This window comes from Xanthomonas sp. LMG 12459, assembly GCF_009192905.1.
Classification (GTDB): domain Bacteria; phylum Pseudomonadota; class Gammaproteobacteria; order Xanthomonadales; family Xanthomonadaceae; genus Xanthomonas_A; species Xanthomonas_A sontii.
The window spans coordinates 21,411-41,871 of sequence record NZ_NSGT01000021.1 but is presented as its reverse complement, the minus strand read 5'-3'; the positions used below and the strand labels follow the sequence as shown (position 1 = coordinate 41,871).

The 20,461-nt window shown below is 68.4% G+C and carries 20 protein-coding genes; 16 read left to right on the top strand and 4 right to left on the bottom strand.

Annotated features, from left to right (window positions below):
* Window positions 1-67 precede the first annotated feature (67 nt).
* The gene (locus tag CEK65_RS04715) at window positions 68-1,081 is read right to left on the bottom strand and encodes an alpha/beta hydrolase (RefSeq protein ID WP_152180938.1); all 1,014 of its coding nucleotides are present in this window, start codon (window positions 1,079-1,081) and stop codon (window positions 68-70) included.
* 344 nt (window positions 1,082-1,425) lie between these two features.
* On the opposite strand from CEK65_RS04715, the gene CEK65_RS04710 reads away from it, so the two are divergent.
* From CEK65_RS04710 to CEK65_RS04670, 9 genes are all read left to right on the top strand, one after another.
* The gene (locus CEK65_RS04710; protein WP_226980474.1) at window positions 1,426-2,244 is read left to right on the top strand and encodes a 2-keto-4-pentenoate hydratase; all 819 of its coding nucleotides are present in this window, start codon (window positions 1,426-1,428) and stop codon (window positions 2,242-2,244) included.
* Between the two features lie 35 nt (window positions 2,245-2,279).
* A complete protein-coding gene (locus CEK65_RS04705) occupies window positions 2,280-3,281 on the top strand; it encodes a TRAP transporter substrate-binding protein (RefSeq protein ID WP_152180934.1) in 1,002 nt (333 codons plus the stop codon).
* 10 nt (window positions 3,282-3,291) lie between these two features.
* Window positions 3,292-3,810 carry a TRAP transporter small permease gene (locus CEK65_RS04700; protein WP_193314053.1) on the top strand — a complete coding sequence of 173 codons (519 nt, stop codon included), beginning with the start codon at window positions 3,292-3,294 and terminating at the stop codon, window positions 3,808-3,810.
* Between the two features lie 2 nt (window positions 3,811-3,812).
* Window positions 3,813-5,096, top strand: coding sequence for a TRAP transporter large permease (locus CEK65_RS04695; protein ID WP_017912546.1), 1,284 nt, complete (start codon window positions 3,813-3,815; stop codon window positions 5,094-5,096).
* 188 nt (window positions 5,097-5,284) lie between these two features.
* On the top strand, window positions 5,285-6,343 hold the full coding sequence (locus CEK65_RS04690; RefSeq protein WP_017907811.1) for a LacI family DNA-binding transcriptional regulator: 1,059 nt from the start codon (window positions 5,285-5,287) through the stop codon (window positions 6,341-6,343).
* A 618-nt stretch (window positions 6,344-6,961) separates the two neighbouring features.
* A complete protein-coding gene (locus CEK65_RS04685; protein ID WP_152180933.1) occupies window positions 6,962-7,354 on the top strand; it encodes a VOC family protein in 393 nt (130 codons plus the stop codon).
* 155 nt (window positions 7,355-7,509) lie between these two features.
* Window positions 7,510-8,364, top strand: a complete 855-nt coding sequence (gene kduI / locus CEK65_RS04680; protein ID WP_010343055.1) for a 5-dehydro-4-deoxy-D-glucuronate isomerase — start codon at window positions 7,510-7,512, stop codon at window positions 8,362-8,364.
* A 61-nt stretch (window positions 8,365-8,425) separates the two neighbouring features.
* On the top strand, window positions 8,426-9,181 hold the full coding sequence (kduD, locus tag CEK65_RS04675) for a 2-dehydro-3-deoxy-D-gluconate 5-dehydrogenase KduD (RefSeq protein ID WP_010343054.1): 756 nt from the start codon (window positions 8,426-8,428) through the stop codon (window positions 9,179-9,181).
* A gap of 141 nt (window positions 9,182-9,322) precedes the next feature.
* Window positions 9,323-9,979 carry an RpiB/LacA/LacB family sugar-phosphate isomerase gene (locus CEK65_RS04670; protein WP_152180932.1) on the top strand — a complete coding sequence of 219 codons (657 nt, stop codon included), beginning with the start codon at window positions 9,323-9,325 and terminating at the stop codon, window positions 9,977-9,979.
* A 79-nt stretch (window positions 9,980-10,058) separates the two neighbouring features.
* On the opposite strand, the gene CEK65_RS04665 is transcribed toward CEK65_RS04670, so the two are convergent.
* A complete protein-coding gene (locus CEK65_RS04665; protein ID WP_152180931.1) occupies window positions 10,059-10,577 on the bottom strand; it encodes a hypothetical protein in 519 nt (172 codons plus the stop codon).
* A 544-nt stretch (window positions 10,578-11,121) separates the two neighbouring features.
* Between CEK65_RS04665 and CEK65_RS04660 the strand changes: the two genes are divergently transcribed.
* Genes CEK65_RS04660 through CEK65_RS04650 form a run of 3 tightly spaced genes read left to right on the top strand, consistent with a single transcriptional unit; the run spans window position 11,122 to window position 12,844 of the window.
* A complete protein-coding gene (locus CEK65_RS04660) occupies window positions 11,122-11,796 on the top strand; it encodes a CsgG/HfaB family protein (protein ID WP_017911373.1) in 675 nt (224 codons plus the stop codon).
* 20 nt (window positions 11,797-11,816) lie between these two features.
* Window positions 11,817-12,188 (top strand): DUF4810 domain-containing protein, encoded by a 372-nt coding sequence (locus CEK65_RS04655; RefSeq protein WP_017914534.1) that lies wholly within the window; start codon window positions 11,817-11,819, stop codon window positions 12,186-12,188.
* Window positions 12,185-12,844, top strand: coding sequence for a DUF799 domain-containing protein (locus CEK65_RS04650; RefSeq protein ID WP_167522045.1), 660 nt, complete (start codon window positions 12,185-12,187; stop codon window positions 12,842-12,844). The genes CEK65_RS04655 and CEK65_RS04650 overlap by 4 nt, the downstream gene beginning before the upstream one ends.
* A gap of 55 nt (window positions 12,845-12,899) precedes the next feature.
* Here CEK65_RS04650 and phhA read toward each other — a convergent pair whose 3' ends face one another.
* Entirely contained in the window at window positions 12,900-13,790 is an 891-nt protein-coding gene (gene phhA, locus CEK65_RS04645) for a phenylalanine 4-monooxygenase (RefSeq protein WP_017914533.1), read from the bottom strand.
* A 127-nt stretch (window positions 13,791-13,917) separates the two neighbouring features.
* Between phhA and CEK65_RS04640 the strand changes: the two genes are divergently transcribed.
* The 4 genes from CEK65_RS04640 to CEK65_RS04625 all read left to right on the top strand — a co-directional run bounded on the left by CEK65_RS04640 (window position 13,918) and on the right by CEK65_RS04625 (window position 19,196).
* Window positions 13,918-14,397, top strand: coding sequence for an Lrp/AsnC family transcriptional regulator (locus CEK65_RS04640; RefSeq protein WP_010343045.1), 480 nt, complete (start codon window positions 13,918-13,920; stop codon window positions 14,395-14,397).
* 231 nt (window positions 14,398-14,628) lie between these two features.
* Window positions 14,629-16,830, top strand: coding sequence for a TonB-dependent siderophore receptor (locus CEK65_RS04635; RefSeq protein WP_152180930.1), 2,202 nt, complete (start codon window positions 14,629-14,631; stop codon window positions 16,828-16,830).
* 132 nt (window positions 16,831-16,962) lie between these two features.
* Window positions 16,963-17,835: a hypothetical protein gene (locus CEK65_RS04630; protein WP_193314693.1), complete on the top strand. Its 873-nt coding sequence runs from the start codon at window positions 16,963-16,965 to the stop codon at window positions 17,833-17,835.
* A gap of 32 nt (window positions 17,836-17,867) precedes the next feature.
* Window positions 17,868-19,196: an XVIPCD domain-containing protein gene (locus CEK65_RS04625; protein ID WP_226980473.1), complete on the top strand. Its 1,329-nt coding sequence runs from the start codon at window positions 17,868-17,870 to the stop codon at window positions 19,194-19,196.
* A gap of 170 nt (window positions 19,197-19,366) precedes the next feature.
* Here the strand turns inward: CEK65_RS04625 and CEK65_RS04620 are convergent, their stop codons facing one another.
* Window positions 19,367-20,401 carry a patatin-like phospholipase family protein gene (locus tag CEK65_RS04620; RefSeq protein WP_152180928.1) on the bottom strand — a complete coding sequence of 345 codons (1,035 nt, stop codon included), beginning with the start codon at window positions 20,399-20,401 and terminating at the stop codon, window positions 19,367-19,369.
* Window positions 20,402-20,461: the final 60 nt, after the last annotated feature.

Here is a 20,461-nt window from a genome sequence, read left to right as displayed (position 1 = left end):
GGGGGGGGTGGGGGGGAGGGGGGAGGCGGGCGCCGCCGCGTGGTGGAGAGACCGTTCATGGGCAGGCTCATGGCGTGCCCGCCGGTGGCGGGATCGGCGCGCGGGCGCGGGGATCGTCCTGCACGCTGCGCATCCAGCCCAGCGCCAGCTGCGGCCATGCCGCCAGCGGCAGGCCGGCGATGCCGCGGGTGCCGAAGCCATGGCCGCCGTGCGCGAACAGGTGCAGCTCGGCCGGCACCCCGGCCTGGCGCAGCGCCTGGTAGAACAGCAGGCTGTTCTCTTCCGGCACTACCGGATCGTCCTGCGCGTGCACCAGGAAGGTCGGCGGCATGCCGGCATGCACCCGGTTCTGCAGCGAGTAGGCGGCCATGGTCGCCGCGTCCGGATGGCGTCCGAGCAGCCGCAGCCGTGAGCCGGTGTGCGCCGCGGTGCCGCTGCCCATGTCGATGACCGGGTACAGCAGCAACAGGAAATCCGGCCGCGCGCTGACCCGGTCGATCGCATCGCGCGCCGGATACACCACGTCGTCGTAGCGGGTGCCGAGGCTGGCGGCGACGTGGCCGCCGGCGGAGAAGCCGATCGCGCCGATGCGCTGCGGGTCCACGCCGTAATCGGCGGCATGCGCGCGGATCAGGCGCAGCGCGCGCTGCGCATCGGCCAGCGGCTGGTCGCGCGCCGTGGCGCCGTCGACGGCCGCGTCGGGAAGCCGGTAGCGCAGCACGAACAGGGTGATGCCGGCCTGTTCGGCGAAGATCGGCACCAAGGCCGTGCCTTCCTTGTCCAGCACCACGCGCGCATAGCCGCCGCCGGGCGCGACCAGCAGGGCGCTGCCGTTCGGGTGCTTCGGCCGGTACACCACCAGGTAGGGCTGGTAACGGCCGCTGAGCGCGCGATCGGGCAGGGCCGGGTCGTCGCTGCGCTCGACCAGGCGCGCGTGCTCGGAGCCGGCCGTCGACCCCGGCGCCGGACCAGGCCACAGCGGCAGCCGCGCCGCCACCTCGGCGGCGCTCTCGCTGGCCGGCCGCTCGGCCGCTACCGCCGGGCCGAGGGCGCCCAGCAACAGGCACAGCGCCGCCAGCAGGGCGATGCCGGAGCGGGGCCGGCGCCTGCCGCAGGGTGGGGACAGTGGTTCGGCGGGACGTAGGCGGGGGGCGAGGAGTCGGGCCGACATCATCGAGATCTCGTCGTGGATGGAAGAAACCCGCGGCGCGTGGCCGAGGGCACGATGGCCCCAGTGTGCGCGCCGCCTGCGCCAACGCATGGCGCTGTATCGCTGTTGCCTTTGCCTTTGCCGATTCCCGATTCCCGGCCTTTTGCCGCACCGCACATTGCCAATGACACCGGTTTACCATATACAACGGCGCAACGCGCTGTCGATGCGCGGCGCAGCAATTCCGATCCCCCACATTCCTTGCGGAGATGCCCTTGAGCCTTCCTTCCGGCCCGTCGCAGACGCCACCGCCCGCGTTGGCCGACATCGCGGCCCGCTTCGTCCAGGCCCGTCGCCAGGGCCGCTCGTTGCCCGATTTCCCCGGTGTCATCCCCGACGATCTGGAGACCGCCTATCGCGTGCAGGACCTGGCGATCGCGCAATGGCCGGACCGTGTGGTCGGCTGGAAGGTCGGCTACATCGCCCCCGAGCGTCGCGACCACTCCGGGGACGAGCGCCTGCTCGGCCCGATCTTCGCCGCTGCGCTGTGGAATGCTACCGGTGGAACAACGGACATCCCGGTGTTCGACGGCGGCTTCGGCGCGGTCGAGGCCGAGTACGTACTGCGCCTGGACGCGGACGTGCCGGCCGACCAGTTGCACTGGACTCCACAGCAGGCCGCGCAGGTGCCGGCGACGCTGTTCGTCGGCGTCGAGGTGGCGAGCAGCCCGCTGGCCACGATCAACCAGCTGGGGCCGCGCGTGGTGATCTCCGATTTCGGCAACAACAACGGCCTGCTGCTGGGGCCGCAGGTGCCGGACTGGACCGCGCTGGACGAGACCGCGCTGCGCGCCGAGACCTGGATCGAGGGCCAGTGCGTGGGCACCGGCGGCGCCACGCTGTTGCCGGGCGGCCTGCGTGCGGCGTTCGCGTTCGCGCTGGCGCGCTCGGCCAGGCGCGGCCGGCCGCTGCGCCGCGGCGAGCTGATCGCCACCGGCAACGCCACCGGTATCCACGACATCGCCATCGGCCAGCAGGCGACGATCCGCTTCGACGGCTACGGCGAACTTCACTGCAGGGCGGTCGCGGCCTAGGCTGGCGACGGCAATGACGCGCGGGAGGGCGCAGCATGATCACTCGTAGACGATTCCTGGGCGCGGGCCTGACCGCGGCGGCCGCGGCCGGCGCGCCGCTGGGTGCGCTGGCGCAGGCCGGCGGTAGCGGTACGCGCCTGCTCACCGCCACCGACGTGCACGTGGCCGACTACCCCACCGTGGAGGCGGTGCGCTGGTTCGGGCAGATCCTGGAGCAGAAGACCGGCGGCCGCCTGCGCCTGCGCGAGTATCACTCCGGCCAGCTCGGTCGCGAGGCGGAGGCGATCGACATGGCGCGCTTCGGCGCCATCGACATCACCCGCGTGTATTCCGGCGCGCTGAACAACGCCTTCCCGCTGACCCAGGCGCTGTGCCTGCCGTACGTGTTCGACTCGGTGGCGCACCTGCGCCGCGCGATCGACGGCCACGTCGGCGACAGCATCCTGCGCAGCTTCGAACAGCGCGACCTGGTCGGGCTGGCGATCTACGACTCCGGCGCGCGCTGCTTCTACAACACCAAGCATCCGCTGCGGCAGCCCAAGGACCTGCACGGGCTCAAGCTGCGCGTGGCGAACTCGGACATCTTCCTCAAGCTGATGCGCATGCTCGGCGCCAACCCCACGCCGATGTCGCTGGGCGAGACCTTCTCGGCGATGGAAACGCACATGATCGACGGCGCCGAGAACAACATGCGCAGCTTCCAGTCCAGCCGCCACTTCGAGGCCGCGCACTACTGGTCGCAGAGCGATCACTCGTACGCGCCGGACGTGCTGGTGATGTCCCGGCGCAGCTTCGAGACGCTGACGCCGGACCAGCGCGCGCTGGTGCTGGAGACGGCGCGGCAGTCGGTGACGGTGATGCGCCGGCTGTGGGATGCCTCCGAGGCGCAGGCGCGACAGCAGGTGATCGACTACGGCGTGGCCATCAACGAGGTGGACATGCCGGCCTTCCGCAAGGCCGCCGCGCCGCTGCTGGCCGAGTACCGGCAGCAGCCGGAGATCGAAGCCCTCTACCGCCGCATTCGCGATTTCGCCTGAGTCCATGCCGATGACCGACCACGCCCCCGCCCTCCCGGTGCCGCCGCTGCAGCGGCTGCTGGACCGGATCGCCAACCTCGCCATCGGCACCGCCGCCGCCGCCCTGCTCGGGCTGGTGGTGGTGCAGGGCTGGCAGGTGTTCACCCGCTACGTGCTCAACGACTCGCCGAGCTGGACCGAGCCGGTGACGCTGCTGCTGCTGAGCACGGCGATGAGCCTGGGGGCCGCCGCCGGCGTGCACACCCGCCGCCACTTCGGCTTCTTCCTGCTGGCCGAGACGCTGCATGCCAGCCTGCGCCGCGTCATCGACCTGGTGCGCCCGCTGCTGGTGGCCGCCATCGGTGCGGTGATCGCGTGGTGGGGCGCGGTGCTGCTGCTGGACGGGCTGAACATCAAGATGGCCGGCGCGCAGATGCCGCAGAGCATCAACTACCTGCCGCTGTCGATCGGCGGCGCGCTGATGAGCGTGTTCGCGCTGTACCAGGCCTGGCGGGTGCTGCGCCCGGGCACCACCATGGGGAGGAACTGAGCATGGCCATCGCCATCCTGTTGGGATTGTTCGTGGTGCTGCTGCTGATCGGCGTGCCGGTGGCGTATGCGCTGGGCACGGCGGCGCTGGCCACGCTGCTGTATCTGGACCTGCCGGCGGTGGTGCTGGTGCAGCAGATCTCCGCCGGCAGCGGCTCGGCGTCGCTGATCGCGATCCCGCTGTTCATCTTCGCCGGCGAACTGATGCTGCGCGGCGGCATCTCCGACCGCCTGATCGCGCTGGCGTCCTCGCTGGTCGGGCGCATGCGCGGCGGCCTGGGCCAGGTCAGCGTGCTGTCCTCGCTGTTCTTCGGCGGCGTGTCCGGCTCGGCCATCGCCGACGTCTCGGCGGTCGGCGGCACCATGATTCCGCAGATGATCAACCGCGGCTACGACCGCGACTACGCGGTCAACGTCAGCATGACCGCGGCGCTGGTCGCGCTGCTGGTGCCGCCCTCGCACAACCTGATCCTGTTCTCGGCCGCGGCCGGCGGCGGCCTGTCGATCGCCGACCTGTTCGCGGCCGGCATCGTCCCGGCGCTGCTGATGACCGCGGCGATGATGCTCACCGGCTACGCGGTGGCGCGCTCGCGCGGCTACGGCACCGAGGCATTCCCGGGCTGGCGCGCGGTGGCGCTGCGCCTGGTCGGGGCGCTGCCGGGCCTGGGCCTGGTCGCGCTGATCTTCATCGGCATCCGCGCCGGCATCTTCACCGCGGTGGAGAGCGCGGCGATCGCGGTGGTCTATGCGTTGCTGGTCACCGCGCTGCTGTACCGGCAGCTGCGCTGGGCCGAGTTCTTCGGCGCGGTGACGCATGCCGCGCGCACCACCGGGGTGATCCTGTTCGTGATCGCCACCGCGGCGGTGTTCGGATGGCTGCTGGCCTACCTGCAGGTGCCGGCGGCGGCGGTGCACTTCCTGCAGTCCATCGCCCACAGCCAGCACACGGTGCTGCTGATGATCGTGGTGATGCTGCTGCTGCTGGGCATGTTCATGGACCTGGCGCCGAAGATCCTGATCTGCACGCCGATCTTCCTGCCCGTAGCCAAGGCCTACGGCATCGACCCCATCCATTTCGGCCTGGTGATGGTGCTGGCCGGCGGCATCGGCCTGATCACCCCGCCGGTGGGCTCGGTGCTGTTCATCGGCACCTCGATCGGGCAGATCACCGTGGCCCAGAGCATGCGCACCATCTGGCCGTTCTGGCTGGCGGCGCTGTGCGTGCTGCTGATCGTGGCGTTCTTCCCGGAGCTGTCGCTGTGGCTGCCGCGCGCGCTGCGCGCCTGAGCCGGCCCGGCGGCGCCGGCTCGCGCCAGGCGGGTGACCGCGGGCCGTTCGCGCCGATCGCCGCTGCCGATCTTGGCAGCGCCGCGGCCGGTCACCGGGGCGGTGCGCCTACACCGCTTCCGTGACCGTGCGCTGGAGCGAACATGACACCCAGTAGAATCCCCTTTCTTTCGCCCGGTTTTCCGTCCATGGCGCCGAACAAGCCCCGTTCCGTCGATGCTCCCGCTTCCGCCCACGGCAAGGCCGCGACGATCAACGACATCGCGCGCCTGTCCGGGGTGTCGAAGAAGACCGTGTCGCGGATCATCAACAACTCGCCGCTGGTGCGCAAAGACACCCGCGAGAAGGTCGAGGCGCTGATGCGCGAGGTCGGCTACGCGCCGGACCCGCTGGCGCGCGGGCTGGCGTTCCGTCGCTCGTTCCTGATCGGCATGGTCTACGACAACCCCACCGCGCAATACATCGTGGACATGCAGTACGGCGCGCTGGACGCACTGCGCGGCTCCAGCTTCGAACTGGTGGTGCATCCTTGCGACAGTCGCAGTCCCGGCTACATCGAGGGCGTGCGCCGCTTCGTGCAGCAGCAGAAGCTGCACGGGGTGATCCTGGTGCCGCGCGCCTCCGAGGACCAGGCGTTGGCGGACATGCTCGCCGGCATCGGCGTGCGCTACACCCGCATCGCCTCGCTGCCGCTGGACGACACCTCGCAGATGGTGGTCACCCACGACCGCGACGGCGCCGCCGAGGCCGCCGACTACCTGCTGTCGCTGGGCCACCGCGACATCGCCCTGATCACCGGCCCCAGCGCCTATCGCTCCGCGCACGAGCGCACCGCCGGCTTCATCGACGCGCTGACCCGGCGCGGCATCGAACTGCCGCCGGCGCGCATCGTCGAAGCCGGCTACACCTTCGAATCGGGCGTGGCCGCGGCGGAAAAGCTGTTGCTGGGCAAGCAGCGGCCCAGCGCGATCTTCACCGGCAACGACGAAATGGCCGCCGGCGTGTACAAGGTCGCGCTGCGCGCCAACATCAACATCCCGCGCCAGCTGTCGATCATCGGCTACGACGATAGCCCGCTGGCTTCGCGGCTGTGGCCCTCGCTGACCTCGGTGCGCCGGCATACCCGCGACACCGGCCGCACCGCCGCGGCCATGCTGATCCAGCCCGAGGGCACGCCGTCGCTGGCGGTGGCCAGCGTGCGCCCGCACCTGATCGTGCGCGACTCCTGCCAGCCGCCGGAAGACTGAGCGCGGCTGCGCGGCGAGCTGCCGCAGCGAGCGGTGGCAGACGGAGGCTTGCGCCTGCCAGGCGCTCGCGACGACACGGCGAGATGCGTGATTCGCGCCCCGGCAGTTCGCCTGGCTCCGCCTCACGCGCATCCGCCGCTGCGGGAGCGGCGTCAGCGACCTGCAATGCGGGTGTCAGGCGCTTTGTGGGGAGTTGACGGTCGTGCAGATGCGACAAGCGAAGCCGAAAGCCGACTGACACCCCCCGTCGTCGGGACTGAAGTCCCTCCCACAAGGAGGCCGAGTGCATTCAAGGAGGCCGAGTGCATTCCTGTGGGAGCGGCTTCAGCCGCGACGCGCACGAACCGAACTGCCGCGGCGAACGATTTCCAGGAGGCCGGGAGCCGTTCCCAGGCAGCAGTGAAGCGCCCGCTGACCGCGGGGCGTGCGCGTTTCAACGCCATCCATGCGTCGCACCCACATGTCGGCCAGGGCACGTGTCCCCCACCGCCTCCCGACTCGCCGCAAACGGTCTACACTGCCGCCGACCGTGCGGACACCGCTCCGCCCATCGAAGGCCCGTTCCGTTCCGGCACCGCCCGGGCGGACCGCGCGGCCTTCCTGCGAGGAGCCTTCGTCATGTCGTCCCCCATCCCCGCCCCCGTCGCGGTCCGTTTCGGCCGCCTGGCGCCGACCGTGCCCGTCGCCGAGATCGCCCGCGCCGTCGCCTTCTACACCGAGCGCCTGGGCTTCCGCAGCGTGTTCCAGAACGGCAATCCGGTCGGTTTCGTGATCCTGAAGAAGGACGACGCCGAACTGCACCTGACCCTGCGTCCCGACCACCGCGGCAGCACCAGCAACGTCGCCCACCTGATCGTCGACGACGCCGCGGCCCTGTACGACGGCCTGCAGGCGCAGGGCGTGCGCATCATCAAGGCGATCCGCGATGCCGACGTCGGCCTGCGCTGCTTCGTCTTCGCCGACCCCGACGGCAACCGCATCGACGTCGGCCAGCCGCTGCCGCCCGGCTAGCACGCCATCAGCGAGCGCCGCAGCGCTCTCATCCCGAATCCCGACTCCCCAATCCCCGCCCTTCGTGCACTGCGGAATGACACCGGTTTACCAGACCCGCTAGACTGTCTTCCGTGGCGGGCTGCCACATGCCGTCGCCTGCACTGGAGCGCCCCATGTCCCTGTACTGCAAGACCCACTACGCGACCCATCCCGACGCGATCAAGGGCGCCAGCAACGACCAGTTGCGCGACCTGTACCTGCTCGACGGCCTGTTCGTGGACGACGCGGTGACCCTGAAGTACACCCACTACGAGCGCTTCGTGCTCGGTGGCGCGGCCCCGCGCACGCGGGCGCTGACGCTGCCCGCGCAGACCGAGCCGGCCTCGGCCGCTGGCCACCCGTTCCTGGAGCGGCGCGAGCTGGGCGTGATCAACGTCGGCGCCGGCAGCGGCACCGTCACCGTCGACGGCACCGCGTATCCGCTGGGGCCGAAGGACGGCCTGTATGTGGCGATGGGCAGCGCCGAGGTGGTGTTCGCCTCCGACGACGCGGCCAACCCGGCGCAGTTCTATCTGGCCTCCACCCCGGCGCACGCGCGCTTCGCCACCAAGCGCCTGTCGATCGCCGAGGCGGTGGCGCTGGACCGCGGCGCACTGGAGACCAGCAACGAACGCACCATCTACCAGTACATCGTGCCGGCCACCTGCCAGTCCTCGCAGCTGCTGCTGGGCCTGACCGTGCTCAAGCCGGGCAGCGTCTGGAACACCATGCCGCCGCACCTGCACGACCGCCGCAGCGAGGTCTATTTCTACTTCGACCTCGGCGCCAACGACCGCGTCTACCACTTCATGGGCGAGCCGGACGCGCAGCGCCACATCGTGGTGCAGAACAACGAGGCCGTGGTGTCGCCGCCGTGGTCGATCCACATGGGCGCCGGCACCGCCAACTACGCCTTCATCTGGGCGATGGGCGGCGAGAACCTCGACTACACCGACATGCACGTGCTGGACATCTGCCAGCTCAAGTAGGCCGCCGTCCCGCGCGCCGCTCCCATTCCCGTCGTCCGCATTCCCTCAAGGAGTCCACGCAATGACCCACCCGTTCAGTCTCGAAGGCAAGGTCGCCCTGGTCACCGGCGCCAACACCGGCCTCGGCCAAGGCATCGCCGTGGCGCTGGCGCAGGCCGGCGCCGACATCGCCGCCGCCGGCATCGCCGCGCCCACCGAGACCGAGGCCAAGGTCACCGCGCTGGGCCGCCGCTTCGTCGCCATCGAGGCCAACCTGATCAGCATCGAGCCGGTGCAGCGCATCCTCGACGAGACCCTGGCCGGGCTCGGCCGTCTCGACATCCTGGTCAACAACGCCGGGCTAATCCGCCGTGCCGATGCGGTGGACTTCAGCGAGCAGGACTGGGACGACGTCATGAACGTCAACATCAAGTCCGCGTTCTTCATGTGCCAGGCCGCCGGCCGCCACTTCATCGCCCAGGGCAGCGGCAAGATCATCAACATCGCCTCGATGCTGTCGTTCCAGGGCGGCATCCGCGTGCCCTCGTACACCGCCAGCAAGTCCGGCATCGCCGGCATCACCCGCCTGCTGGCCAACGAGTGGGGCGCCAAGGGCGTCAACATCAACGCCATCGCCCCCGGCTACATGGCCACCGACAACACCGCGCAGCTGCGCGCCGACGCCGCACGCAACCAGGCAATCCTGGACCGCATCCCGGCCGGCCGCTGGGGCGTACCGGAAGACCTGGGCGGCACCGCGGTGTTCCTGGCCAGCAGCGCCTCGGACTACGTCAACGGTACCGTGATCCCGGTCGACGGCGGCTGGCTCGCCCGCTAACGCTTCTCCTTCTCCCTTTGGGACCTCGGCCCCCTTTTTGGGGGAAGGTGCCCGTAAGGGCGGATGAGGGTACGCCTGCCGCCGACCCATCCCAACCAAACCACCCTGCCCACCAACCAATCCCCCACGCAAAGGACCCCCATGAAAATCGCCCTAATGAACGAGTTCAGCCAGGCCGCCAAGAACCCGGTGATCCTGCAGCAGCTTAACGACGTTGCCGCCGCACAGGGCCACAGCGTGTTCAACGTTGGCATGGATGGCGACGCCGACCACCGCCTGACCTACATCCACCTCGGCATCTGCGCCGGCCTGCTGCTCAATGCCGGCGCGGTGGACTTCGTGGTCGCTGGCTGCGGCACCGGGCAGGGCGCGATGATGTCGCTCAACGCGCACCCGGGCGTGTTCTGCGGCTACTGCATCGAGCCGACCGACGCCTACCTGTTCGCCCAGGTCAACAACGGCAACGCGCTGGCGCTGGCCTTCGCCAAGGGCTACGGCTGGGGCGCGGAGATCAACGTGCGCTACATCTTCGAGAAGGCCTTCAGCGGCGAGCGCGGCATGGGCTACCCGGCCGAGCGCCGCGAATCGCAACAGGCCAATGCCGGCATCCTGACCCAGGTCAAGCAGGCCCTGGCCAAGTCCTACCTGGACGGCCTGCGCGCGCTGGATCCGGAACTGGTCAAGCAGGCCGTGGGCGGCCCGCGCTTCCAGCAGTGCTTCTTCGACAACGCCAAGGACGCCGACCTGCGCGCCTTCGTCGCCGGCGTGCTGGGCAAGGCCGACGTCGCCGCGGCCTGATATCGCGCCCGCCCAGGCGGGTGTGTCCGGTAGCGTGTTCGCCAAACGCCCCGCATCTGCGGGGCGTTGGCATGCGAACTTACTGCACCAGCAGCAGGCCTTCCGCCAGCGGATAGTTCCGCTCCGGGCAGGCAATATGCATGCTGTCCACCACGTAGAACGTCTGGCCCAGCTTCTGCTCGGTGTGCACGAGGTAGGTCAGCGTGCCGCGCGGCGCGTACAGCTTGGCGAGGATGCCGTGGCCGACCAGCAAGCGCTTCAGGTCCTTGGCGAAGTTGTTGGCGATGGAGTTGGTTTGGCTCTGCGCGCCGACCTGGCAGGCCATCAGCACGATCTCCTCGAACGACCCCTTACCCAGTCCCTTGGCCAGCAGTTGCTGCAGGAATGCCTCCGGTGCAAGCCCGGCGAAGACGTTGACGTTGCCGTGCGAATTGATCACCAAGCGCTTGCCGCGCGTCTTGTTGCTGGGCGATAGCGAGGCCGCGTCGAGCAGGGTCAGCGCATGCGATTGGTTTTCGCCGAAGTGGGATTGCAAGGCTTTCAGCTTGGCGCCGCGCTGATCCGCCTGATCGCCGTCCAGGCCGACATAAATGAGCATGAGGATTCTCCCGACGCACAGGACCGCCAACATGCGTTGGGCGGGAGCATCCGGAAATCCGGGGTGGCCGCGTCGTGGCGCACCGATCTCGCTCGCTGCGCAGCGTAGGGTCGCCGTCGGTGGCCCGGGATCGGCGCATTGCCGATTCTCCGCTGTGGATTGGCCGATCTCTGGCGCGATGCAGTGTGCCGCAGCGCGATGGCGCAGCATCCAGGTCCGGCGACAGAGCAACACGGCCCGTGCACGCCCGCATTGCGACGGCTCCGCAAAAATTTCTAAAGTTCCACCTAGCGCTGCCGATACACATCACCTAGCTGGGTCCCGCTGCGTCGCGGGACGACATGGATTTTTTCTTTCCCTGCCCTGCGCAGGATGGTCATGGAGCGACATCGATCTTCCGCTGTGCCTATTTCCTACTCTCGCCGATGGTCTGGATCGCGTCGTACGCGTGCGGTCGTGCATGCCTGTCGCATGCAGCGACGCTGGGCAAGGATAGGGCCGCCGGCGAATGGTTTTTCGTAGCTGTATCAACAAGGGGCAATCGATGAAGAACAGTGTGATCAAGGGGGCCATGGGGTTGACGCTTGCGTTGGGCTTGGCGGCCTGCGCGACCGAAACCCATCAGAGCGTCAAACCGCAGACAGTTTCGGCGGCCAGCGTGCCTTACGCCGGCGCACGCGCGCCGATCGCGGTGGGCAAGTTCGACAACCGCTCCTCCTTCATGCGCGGCCTGTTTTCCGATGGTGCGGATCGCCTGGGCAGCCAGGCCAAGACCATCCTGATCACCCATCTGCAGCAGACCAATCGTTTCCGTGTGCTGGATCGCGACAACATGGGCGAGATCAAGCAGGAAGCGCAGATCAAGGGCCAGGCGCAGCAACTCAAGGGCGCCGACTACGTCGTGACTGGCGACGTGACCGAGTTCGGCCGCAAGGAGACCGGCGATACGCAGCTGTTCGGCATTCTCGGCCGTGGCAAGCAGCAGCAGGCCTATGCCAAGGTCAGCCTGAACGTGGTCGATAGCGCGACGTCCGAAGTGGTGTATTCGGTGCAGGGCGGCGGCGAGTACACCTTGTCCAACCGCGAGGTCGTCGGCTTCGGCGGGACCTCCAGCTACGACTCCACGCTCAACGGCAAAGTCCTGGATCTGGCGATCCGCGAGGCTGTCAACAATCTCACCGCCGCGATCGACTCCGGCGCCTGGAAGCCGGTCAAGTGACCCGCAACGGACCCTTGCACATGAATACCCTCAATGTCCGCACGCGGTTCTGGCTTGGCGCCTGCGCCATGCTCGCGCTGGTCGGCTGCGCCCACCAGAGCGCCTCGCTCTACCAGTGGGGCAGCTACCAGGATCAGGTCTACAGCCACTTCAAGGGCGGTAGCCCGGAACAGCAGATCCAGGCGCTGGAAAAGGACCTGCAGGTGATGCAGGCCGCCAACCGCAGGCCGCCGCCGGGACTGCAGGCACATCTGGGCATGCTGTACGCCGAAACCGGCAACGATGCCAAAGCGCAGCAGGAACTCCTCGCCGAGAAGACGCAGTATCCCGAGTCCGGCACCTACATCGATCTGTTGTTGAAGAACGCCAGCAACGCGAGGAGCGCGCAATGAAGAACGTCGCAAGAATGGCCTGCGTGGCCGTGCTCGGTCTGCTGCTGAGCGCCTGCGCGACGCAGCCGATGTCGCGCGATTACAGCGCGTACAAGGCCAGCAAACCGCGGTCGATCCTGGTCTTGCCGCCGGTCAGCCATGCACCGGACGTCAACGCCAGCCTGAGCGTGCTGTCGGTCACCACGTTGCCGCTGGCCGAAGCGGGCTACTACGTGATGCCGGTGGCGCCGGTCTACGAGACCTTCAAGCAGAACGGCATCACCGTGGCGGATGAAGCACAAGCGGTGTCTCCGGAGAAGTTGCGGGAAATCTTCGGCGCCGACGCCGCGCTGTACATCACCGTGGAAAAGTACGGTGCCGTCTACCAGATCATCAACAGCGTGGTCGTGGTCTCGGCCAACGCCAAGCTGGTGGATCTGCGCACCGGGACGGTGCTGTGGCAGGGCCAGGCACAGGCGTCGAGCGGCGAAAATCAGAACAACGCCGGGGGCGGCCTGGTCGGAATGCTGGTGACGGCTGCGATCAATCAGGTCGTCAACCAGGTCACCGACCAAGGGCATCAGATGGGGAACGTGGCCAGCCAGCGTCTGCTGTCCGCCGGCCACCCTGGCGGCTTGTTGTACGGGCCCTACAACCCGAAGTACGGCACCGACTGACCCGGCGCCCTGCCCCGTCTCCGTCAGGTTTGGCGGGGACGGGTAATGCCGCGATTCACACGTCGCCGCCGTCCGCCCAGCCTTCGCCGCTGCCGGCATGGAACACGCGGTCCTGCGCCTGCACCTGGCCAGCCGGCAGATGCGCCTGGTCGGCCAGTGCCGCATAGATCGGGGTGAAATCCGGCGCGGTCGCCTGCATCAGTTGTTCGAAGCTGTCGATGACGAAGTAGGTCTTCTGGTAGGTGTCGATGCGGTAGCGGGTGCGCATGATCCGCTGCAGGTCGAAGCCGATGCGGTTGGGGGCGTCCGACTCCAGCGAGTAGAGCGATTCGCCCTTCGACGAGACGATGCCGGCGCCGTAGATGCGCAGGCCGTCGGGGGTGTCGATCAGGCCGAACTCCACCGTGTACCAGTACAGCCGGGTCAGGTTCTGCAGCGCGTCCGGACCGATCGCGTGCGCCTTGACGCCGCCGCGGCCGTAGGCCTGCATGTAGTCGGCGAACAGCGGATTCATCAGCAGCGGCACGTGGCCGAACAGGTCGTGGAACAGGTCCGGCTCGGCGATGTAGTCGATCTGCTCGGGACGGCGGATCCACCAGGTCACCGGGAAGCGGCGGTTGGCCAGGTGGTCGAAGAAGTCCAGCTCCGGCAGCAACCCTTCCACGCCGACCAGGGTCCAGCCGGTGGTCGCCTGCAGCACCGCGTTGAGCTCGTCGAAGCGCGGGATCGCCTGCGAACTCATGCCCATCGCGTCCTGCGCCTGCAGGAACTCGGCGCAGGCGCGGCCGACCAGCAGCTCGCGCTGGCGCGTGTACAGCGTGCCCCAGGTGGCGTGGTCGTCGGCGCTGTAGCTGTCCCACGGCTGGGTCACCACGGCCGTGGTGTAGACCGGCACGTAGCCCTTGTCGGTCTGCTGGTGTTCGACGCGGCGCGGTGCGGTGTCCATGGTCGACGCTCCGGAAAGGAATAGCCACGATGGTAGGCGCGCGGGCGCGCAATGGGCTTGCGAAGTTGCACGGATCGGCGCGCTGCGCGCAAGATTATTGCGTATAAGCCATGTTGCAGAGCAATAAATGACCGGATCGCCGACCTTCGACCGCACCGACCTGCGCCTGCTCGCCCTGCTGCAGCGGGAAGGCCGCGCCAGCAATGCCGAGCTGGCCGCGCAGGTGAACCTGTCGCCCTCGGCCTGCCTGCGCCGGGTGCAGCGGCTGGAGGCCGAGGGCGTGGTCGCCGGCTACGCCGCGCGGCTGGTGCCGGCGGCGATCGGCCTGGGCCTGCAGGCTTTCGTGCGCGTGCAGCTGGAGAAGCACGGCCAGAGTGGCATCGCCCATTTCGCCGACAGCGTGCAGGGCTGGGACGAGGTGGTCGCCTGCCATGCGCTGACCGGCGACATGGATTACCTGCTGCACGTCTACGTCCGCGATCTGGCGCACTTCTCCGCGTTTCTACTGGACAAGTTGCTCAACGCCGCCGGCGTCGCCGACGTCAATTCCAGCTTCGTGCTGCGCACGGTCAAGGACTTCGCCGGCCTGCCGCTGCCGCGCGGCTAGCGGGAGCGCTGCGGATGTGTCGCAGCGTGTCGGCGCGTGGCCGCCCTTGTTAAGTTGTTGCTAACGATTTACATTTGCGTTCTGCGACGGCCATCCACGGCCACAGCCCCTCCGCCAGCCCTGCCGGGCCAGCCACGTCGATTCCCGCCGTGGAGCGTGGCTGCGCCTGCCCCTTTCCTCCACCGCGGCGCGACGGTGTCGCCGCCGCGCCCCACCCCGCGAGATCGATCCATGCTTTTCTCCGCTCCACGCCGTCTGTTGTCCCTCGCCGTGCTGTCCGCGCTCTCCGCCACCTCGGCACCGTTGTTCGCCGCCGAAGCCGAGGCCGCGGCCGACGTGCAGCCGACCACGCTGGACAAGGTCGAGGTCAGCGGCAGCCCGAGCCGTGCGCAGCCGTCCACCACCACCCGCCTGCCGCTGACGCTGCAGGAGACGCCGCAGTCGGTGAGCGTGCTGGGCCAGCAGCGGCTGGAAGAGGAATCGCTGTTCAGCGTCAACGACGTCATGCGCAACGTCACCGGCGTCAACGTGTCCTTCTACGACACCCAGCGCCCGCTGTACTTCGCGCGCGGCTTCCAGATCACCGACTTCCAGGTCGACGGCCTGCCCACCTACAGCGGTTCGACCAATCAGGAATACGACATGGTCTTCTACGACCGCGTCGAGGTGATCCGCGGCGCCAACGGCCTGCTCAGCGGCGCCGGCATTCCCTCGGCCACGGTCAACCTGCTGCGCAAGCGCCCCGGCAAGAGCTTCGATGCGTCGTTCGCGGCCTCGCTCGGCACCTGGGACTTCCGCCGCACCCAGGCCGACGTCACCGCGCCGCTGACCGCCGACGGCCGCTTCCGCAGCCGTTTCGTCGCCGCCTGGCAGGACCGCGGCTATTACTACGACCACTACACCGAGCAGAAGATGTCGGGCATGGCGGTGCTGGAAGGCGACCTGACCGACACCACCACGGTCACCGTCGGCTACCAGCGCCAGGACAACGACCCGGTCGGCTCGACCTGGGGCACGGTGCCGTACTTCTTCGCCGACGGCGCGTACGCCGACCTGCCCACGTCCACCAACCTGGCGCCGAAGTGGGCGCGCTGGCAGCGCAACACCCATACCACCTTCGCCAACCTGGAACAGCGCTTCGGCGACAACTGGCTGTTGAAGGTCAACCTGGCGCGCACCGAGGGCGAGGTCGAAAACCTGCGCGTCTACGGCAGCGGCTATCCCAGGCGCGACGGCAGCGGCATCTACCTGCGCGCCGCCGCCGGGCAGGCCACCGACACCCGCGACGGCCTGGACGTGTACCTGTCCGGCACGTTCCCCCTGTTCGGCCGCGACCACGACGTGGTGGTCGGCGGCAGCTGGCAGGACCTGCAGTCGACCACGCCGACCCTGGCGCTGCGCTACCCGGGCGACTGGACCACCTGCGGCCGCGAGCGCTGCTACTACATCCCCAACGTCTACGACTGGCACGGCGACGTGGGCCAGATCACCACCACCCGCACCGGCGCGCGGCGCGCGGCGCGCACCACCCAGCGCGGCGTGTACGCCTCCACCCGGCTGCGCCTGGCCGAACCGCTGTCGCTGATCGCCGGCGCACGTCTGAGTTCCTGGCAGACCCGCACTCAGGCCTTCGCCGCCGACGGCAGCTACACCGGCACCAGCGGCCGCTACCGGGTCAGCGACGAGGTCACGCCCTACGTCGGCTTGGTCTACGACCTCACTCCGGCCATCTCCACCTACGCCAGCTACACCGAGATCTTCAATCCGCAGAACTACAAGGACAAGGACAACAACCTGCTGGCGCCGGTGCAGGGCTCCAACCTGGAAGCGGGCATCAAGGCGCAGCTGGCCGACGGCCGCGCGCTGCTCAGTGCGGCGGTGTTCGAGGCCAAGCAGGACAACTACGCGGTGCGCGACATGACCCAGCCGGAAGCCTCGCTGCCCGACGGCAGCTCGGCCTACATCGGCGTCGACGGCACCAAGAGCCGCGGCTGGGAAGTGGAATACAACGGCGAGTTGCGCCCGGGCTGGACGCTCAATGCCGGCTACACCCACGTCAAGGTCACCCGTGCGCCGACCGACGCGATCTACGCCAACCTGCCGGAGGACTACCTGCAGCTGTCCACCCAGGTGCGCCTGCCCGGCGCCTGGCAGCGCCTGAGCCTGGGCGGCGGCGTGAGCTGGCAGAGCGCGGTGCGCGGCTACAACATCCAGCGCCCGCTCGGCGACGGCAGCGCCGCCACGCGCCCGGTCACCGTGGTGCAGGATCCGTACGCGCTGGTGCACTTCAACGCTAACTACCAGCTCAGCACGCAGTGGACCGCGACGCTGGCGATGACTAACGCGCTGAACAAGAAGTACTGGGCCAATCTGGATTACCAGAACTACGGCGAGCCGCGGTTCGTCAGCTTTACCCTGCGCTGGCGGTACTGAGCGACGGCGCATGACAGGCAAGGACGCCCGTCGCGCAGCCCGGCATTGCTGCGATGGTGGTCGCCGTGGCGATGCGTGCCGATGGCCGGCACTGCGCGTCTATACTGCCGCCGCCATCATCGGAGGATGCAGATGCGACCCGCCACGCGCTTGGCCCAGTGCTTGTTGCTTGCCGGCATCCTGCCCCTGGCAGGGTGCGCACAGTCCGGCTCTGCCGACACGCCGGCGGCTACCTCCACCAATGCCCAGGGCTGCGTGAGACAGCGCCAGCTCGGCCCACAGGATCCGTTCAAGACGCCGCCGCCATTGATGGAGGCATGCCTGGGTCCGTACAAGCTACGCATTCCGGCCAACTACTTCGGCGACCAGATGGGGCCGAACTTCGACGACAGTTTCGGCCTGTACCTGGAATACCCGTCGCTGCAGCCGTTCGCACCGGGCGAACGCGCGCATCTGAGCCTGGATGTGTCGACGCGGACGGTCGATATCGGGTACCACTATTTGGATGGGGTGGACGTGCATGAGGCGCTACGCAGGCGCTACACCGGCTATTCCGCGGACAAGGAGAATCCGGCAGAGCATCTGCAGAGCCGTCTCAGGCAAAGTCCGGTATATGGGCTGACGCCCTACTATCCGGATCTTCCGAAAGTGTTTGCCTACTACAAGGCAAAGGGATACCGGGCGTCGGCGCCTGTGTTCAACGCGGAGGAGCACGATGATTGGTACGTCGAACGGGATGCACATGGCGAAATTCGCACCTTCATCAAGTGCACCTCGCATGTAGTGGCGGAAACCGGTGTGGAGTACCAGAAAGGAAAGCTGGTGCGTAGCCAAGACGCCGAACTTCCAGAGTGCCGTCATATCTTGGTGCTTCCCGACGTCAGTACGCTCGTGGAGGTGCGCTACGTGCGCGCTGCATTGCCGGACTGGAAAAGAATCGAGGATGCAGCGCGTAGCTATCTGGAGACGTTCATGGTGAAAGGGAATCGGGCGCAGAACAGGTAGTTCTGTAGGCAAACGGCAAAGGAGCTCTGGGAATGAGTGGTCTGGACAAGGGCGATATCGCAGTTCTCGGTTACTACGCCGAACAGGGAAATCGAGAGCTTTATTGGAACTACCTCGCAAACAAGCAAGGCAACGACGGCTACGGGTTGCTCGCGCTCGGTGTCGTCCGCAACGATAACGCACCAGGTGCCACGGCAAACGCGTTCGCCGAGAGCCAGGCCCGTCGTGACGGCGTCGCGATGAGCGAACGGCAGTGGAACAAATTCGGCATTGATTTGATGAAGAGCGACTTCGAGAGTCGGCGAAGCTACTTCGACAATGGTCAACCCGCGCAGGCTCTGAATCTTCCAGTCAAGGACGTCGAAGCCGTCCATGACGCGACCTTCCAGAAGCATCACATCAACCCCAATGGCTGGACGCCGCGCGAACTGCTCGACGCCGCGCGCCGCCATGGTGGCGAGCCCGAAGCGGAGAAAGTCTGGTCGATGATGCTCGACAATTCCGCACTCGGCTTGAGCCGCGCCGGTTTCACCATGAACGACGTGCGCAAGTACGACGACGCGCAGCTGGATGCGATGTCCTATATCGGGCGCATGACCGCTGCGCGGGCGCTCGCGCACGAAGCGCGGCCGATCGCCGATCCGGAGCGGATCGGCGATCGGAGCGTCTACTACGAGCGCGATGCGCGGACCGGCAAATGGACCAACTGGGTCGATGGCGGCGAGCAGACCATCGCCCAGCCGGTGCGCGACCCGCAGCAGCTGCGCGAGCTCGACGATACGCGTGCACTGCGACTGGAGCGCCAGCAGTTACGCGAGCAGTTCCATCCCGAGGATCAGTACCGCCACCAGCCGATCCTGCGCAGCCCGCAGACGCTGGCCGAAGCCGATCCGGTGCGGGTTGGTCCGGCGACCGCGCAGGCCGCGCGCACGTCCGATCCCAGCGAGCCAGGCCATCCGCGTCATGCGCTGTACCAGCAGTGCGCCGCCGGCACCCAGGCGCTGGATCGGCAGTTGGGGCGCAGCCCCGATGCGGACAGCGTCTGCATGGCGGCCAGCGTCACCGACCTGGCCGCACGCAACGGTCTGCAGCGAGTGGATCACGTGCTGTTGAGCGAGCGCGGGCGCACGGCGCAGCCGGGCGAGCTGGTGTTTGTCGTGCAGGGCGATCCGAAGGATCCGGCGCACCTGCGCGCGCACATGTCCACCGAAGAGGCGATCCGCACGCCGGTAGCGCAGTCCTTCGAGCGGCTTGCCGAGTTCGATCGCCAGCAGGCGTTGGTCCAGGCGCAGCAGGTCGCCCTGCATCAGGATGTCCACCAGCAGGACGCGCAGCGGCAGAGTGCGGTGCCGCGGATCTGAGTGACGCGACGCCTGCGGGACCTGTGGTCATGTCCGCAGTGCGCATGCTGGATGCGACTGCTGTGCGTCTCACGCCAGGCGTCACAGCGGCGCGCGCGGTTCTGCAAATGTGACTGGTGTGCTTACCCTCACCCCCGGCCCCTCTCCCGGCGGGAGAGGGGAGCGAATGCTCAGTCTTTCGGCTTGCAGGGATCGTCGCGGCGCAGCAGGCGGCCCAGTCGCGACTGCGGCTCGCACGGCGGCGCCGCCGGTTGCGCGGCCTTTGCCGCCGCGGCTGCGGCGGCCGCGCGCTGCTGCTGCAGTTGCGCCAGCTTGGCCTTGATCTGCGGCATCGCTGCCAGCGCGGCCTTTTCGCCTTCCAGGATCGCGGCGTTGCGCTGGGCGAAGTCGGCCGCGCCGATGTCGTTGACCTTGGGCCGGATCACGATGTCGGCGCGGCCCAGTTCCTGCTGGCCCAGGCGCTGGCCCATGATCGCGATCGACTGGTTGACGGTGCCGAGCATGCTGCCCGGGTTCTTGCCGCTGGCCTTGCTGGAGATGTCCACGGCGATGACGAAGTCGGCGCCGAGCTGGCGCGCCGCGTCCACCGGCACCGGGCTGACCACGCCGCCGTCCACGTAATGGAACTTGCCGATGGTCACCGGTTCGAACACGCCGGGGATGCTGCTGGACGCGCGCACCGCCTGGCCGGCATTGCCGCGCACGAACACGGTGCGCTCGCCGTCTTCCAGCCGGGTGGCGACCGCGGCGAACGGCTTGGCCAGCTTTTCGATCGGCTTGCCCTTGAGCTGGGCGTTGACGTAGTCCTGCAGCGCCTGGCCCTGCACCAGGCCGCCGGAGAACAGGCGCATGTCGCGGATGCTGCTCTCGTCCAGCGCCACCGCCGCCTGCTGCATCTGGAACGCGTCCATGCCGCTGGCGTACAGCGCGCCGACCACGCTGCCGGCGCTGGTGCCGGACACCACCGTCGGCTCCAGGCCATTGGCCTGCAGCATCTTGATCACGCCGATGTGGGCGAAGCCCTTGGCCGCACCGCCGCCCAGGGCAATGCCGATGCGCAGCGGCTGGGCCGCCGGCGTGGGCACCGGTGCCGGTCCGCTCACCACCGGGGCCGGCGGCGCCGGCTTGGGTTCGCCGCCGCAGGCGGCAAGCAGGCCGAACAGGGACAGGGACAGCAGCAGGCGCGGGGAGCGGAACACGGTCATGGATGCGTCGCGGAAGGAAGAAGAAGGGAGGAGCCGGCGCGAGGATAGCCGCATCCTCCT

What these genes read in the sequence shown, in the direction of transcription:
- kduI (WP_010343055.1), top strand. Translation starts at nt 7,510, where the DNA reads ATGTCCCTGTACTGCAAGACCCACTACGCGACCCATCCCGACGCGATC.
- CEK65_RS04695 (WP_017912546.1), top strand. Translation starts at nt 3,813, where the DNA reads ATGGCCATCGCCATCCTGTTGGGATTGTTCGTGGTGCTGCTGCTGATC.
- CEK65_RS04655 (WP_017914534.1), top strand. Translation starts at nt 11,817, where the DNA reads ATGAATACCCTCAATGTCCGCACGCGGTTCTGGCTTGGCGCCTGCGCC.
- CEK65_RS04620 (WP_152180928.1), bottom strand. Translation starts at nt 20,401, where the DNA reads ATGACCGTGTTCCGCTCCCCGCGCCTGCTGCTGTCCCTGTCCCTGTTC.
- CEK65_RS04625 (WP_226980473.1), top strand. Translation starts at nt 17,868, where the DNA reads ATGAGTGGTCTGGACAAGGGCGATATCGCAGTTCTCGGTTACTACGCC.
- CEK65_RS04660 (WP_017911373.1), top strand. Translation starts at nt 11,122, where the DNA reads ATGAAGAACAGTGTGATCAAGGGGGCCATGGGGTTGACGCTTGCGTTG.
- CEK65_RS04640 (WP_010343045.1), top strand. Translation starts at nt 13,918, where the DNA reads ATGACCGGATCGCCGACCTTCGACCGCACCGACCTGCGCCTGCTCGCC.
- CEK65_RS04630 (WP_193314693.1), top strand. Translation starts at nt 16,963, where the DNA reads ATGCGACCCGCCACGCGCTTGGCCCAGTGCTTGTTGCTTGCCGGCATC.
- CEK65_RS04705 (WP_152180934.1), top strand. Translation starts at nt 2,280, where the DNA reads ATGATCACTCGTAGACGATTCCTGGGCGCGGGCCTGACCGCGGCGGCC.
- CEK65_RS04665 (WP_152180931.1), bottom strand. Translation starts at nt 10,577, where the DNA reads ATGCTCATTTATGTCGGCCTGGACGGCGATCAGGCGGATCAGCGCGGC.
- CEK65_RS04690 (WP_017907811.1), top strand. Translation starts at nt 5,285, where the DNA reads ATGGCGCCGAACAAGCCCCGTTCCGTCGATGCTCCCGCTTCCGCCCAC.
- kduD (WP_010343054.1), top strand. Translation starts at nt 8,426, where the DNA reads ATGACCCACCCGTTCAGTCTCGAAGGCAAGGTCGCCCTGGTCACCGGC.
- CEK65_RS04670 (WP_152180932.1), top strand. Translation starts at nt 9,323, where the DNA reads ATGAAAATCGCCCTAATGAACGAGTTCAGCCAGGCCGCCAAGAACCCG.
- CEK65_RS04650 (WP_167522045.1), top strand. Translation starts at nt 12,185, where the DNA reads ATGAAGAACGTCGCAAGAATGGCCTGCGTGGCCGTGCTCGGTCTGCTG.
- phhA (WP_017914533.1), bottom strand. Translation starts at nt 13,790, where the DNA reads ATGGACACCGCACCGCGCCGCGTCGAACACCAGCAGACCGACAAGGGC.
- CEK65_RS04635 (WP_152180930.1), top strand. Translation starts at nt 14,629, where the DNA reads ATGCTTTTCTCCGCTCCACGCCGTCTGTTGTCCCTCGCCGTGCTGTCC.
- CEK65_RS04685 (WP_152180933.1), top strand. Translation starts at nt 6,962, where the DNA reads ATGTCGTCCCCCATCCCCGCCCCCGTCGCGGTCCGTTTCGGCCGCCTG.
- CEK65_RS04700 (WP_193314053.1), top strand. Translation starts at nt 3,292, where the DNA reads ATGACCGACCACGCCCCCGCCCTCCCGGTGCCGCCGCTGCAGCGGCTG.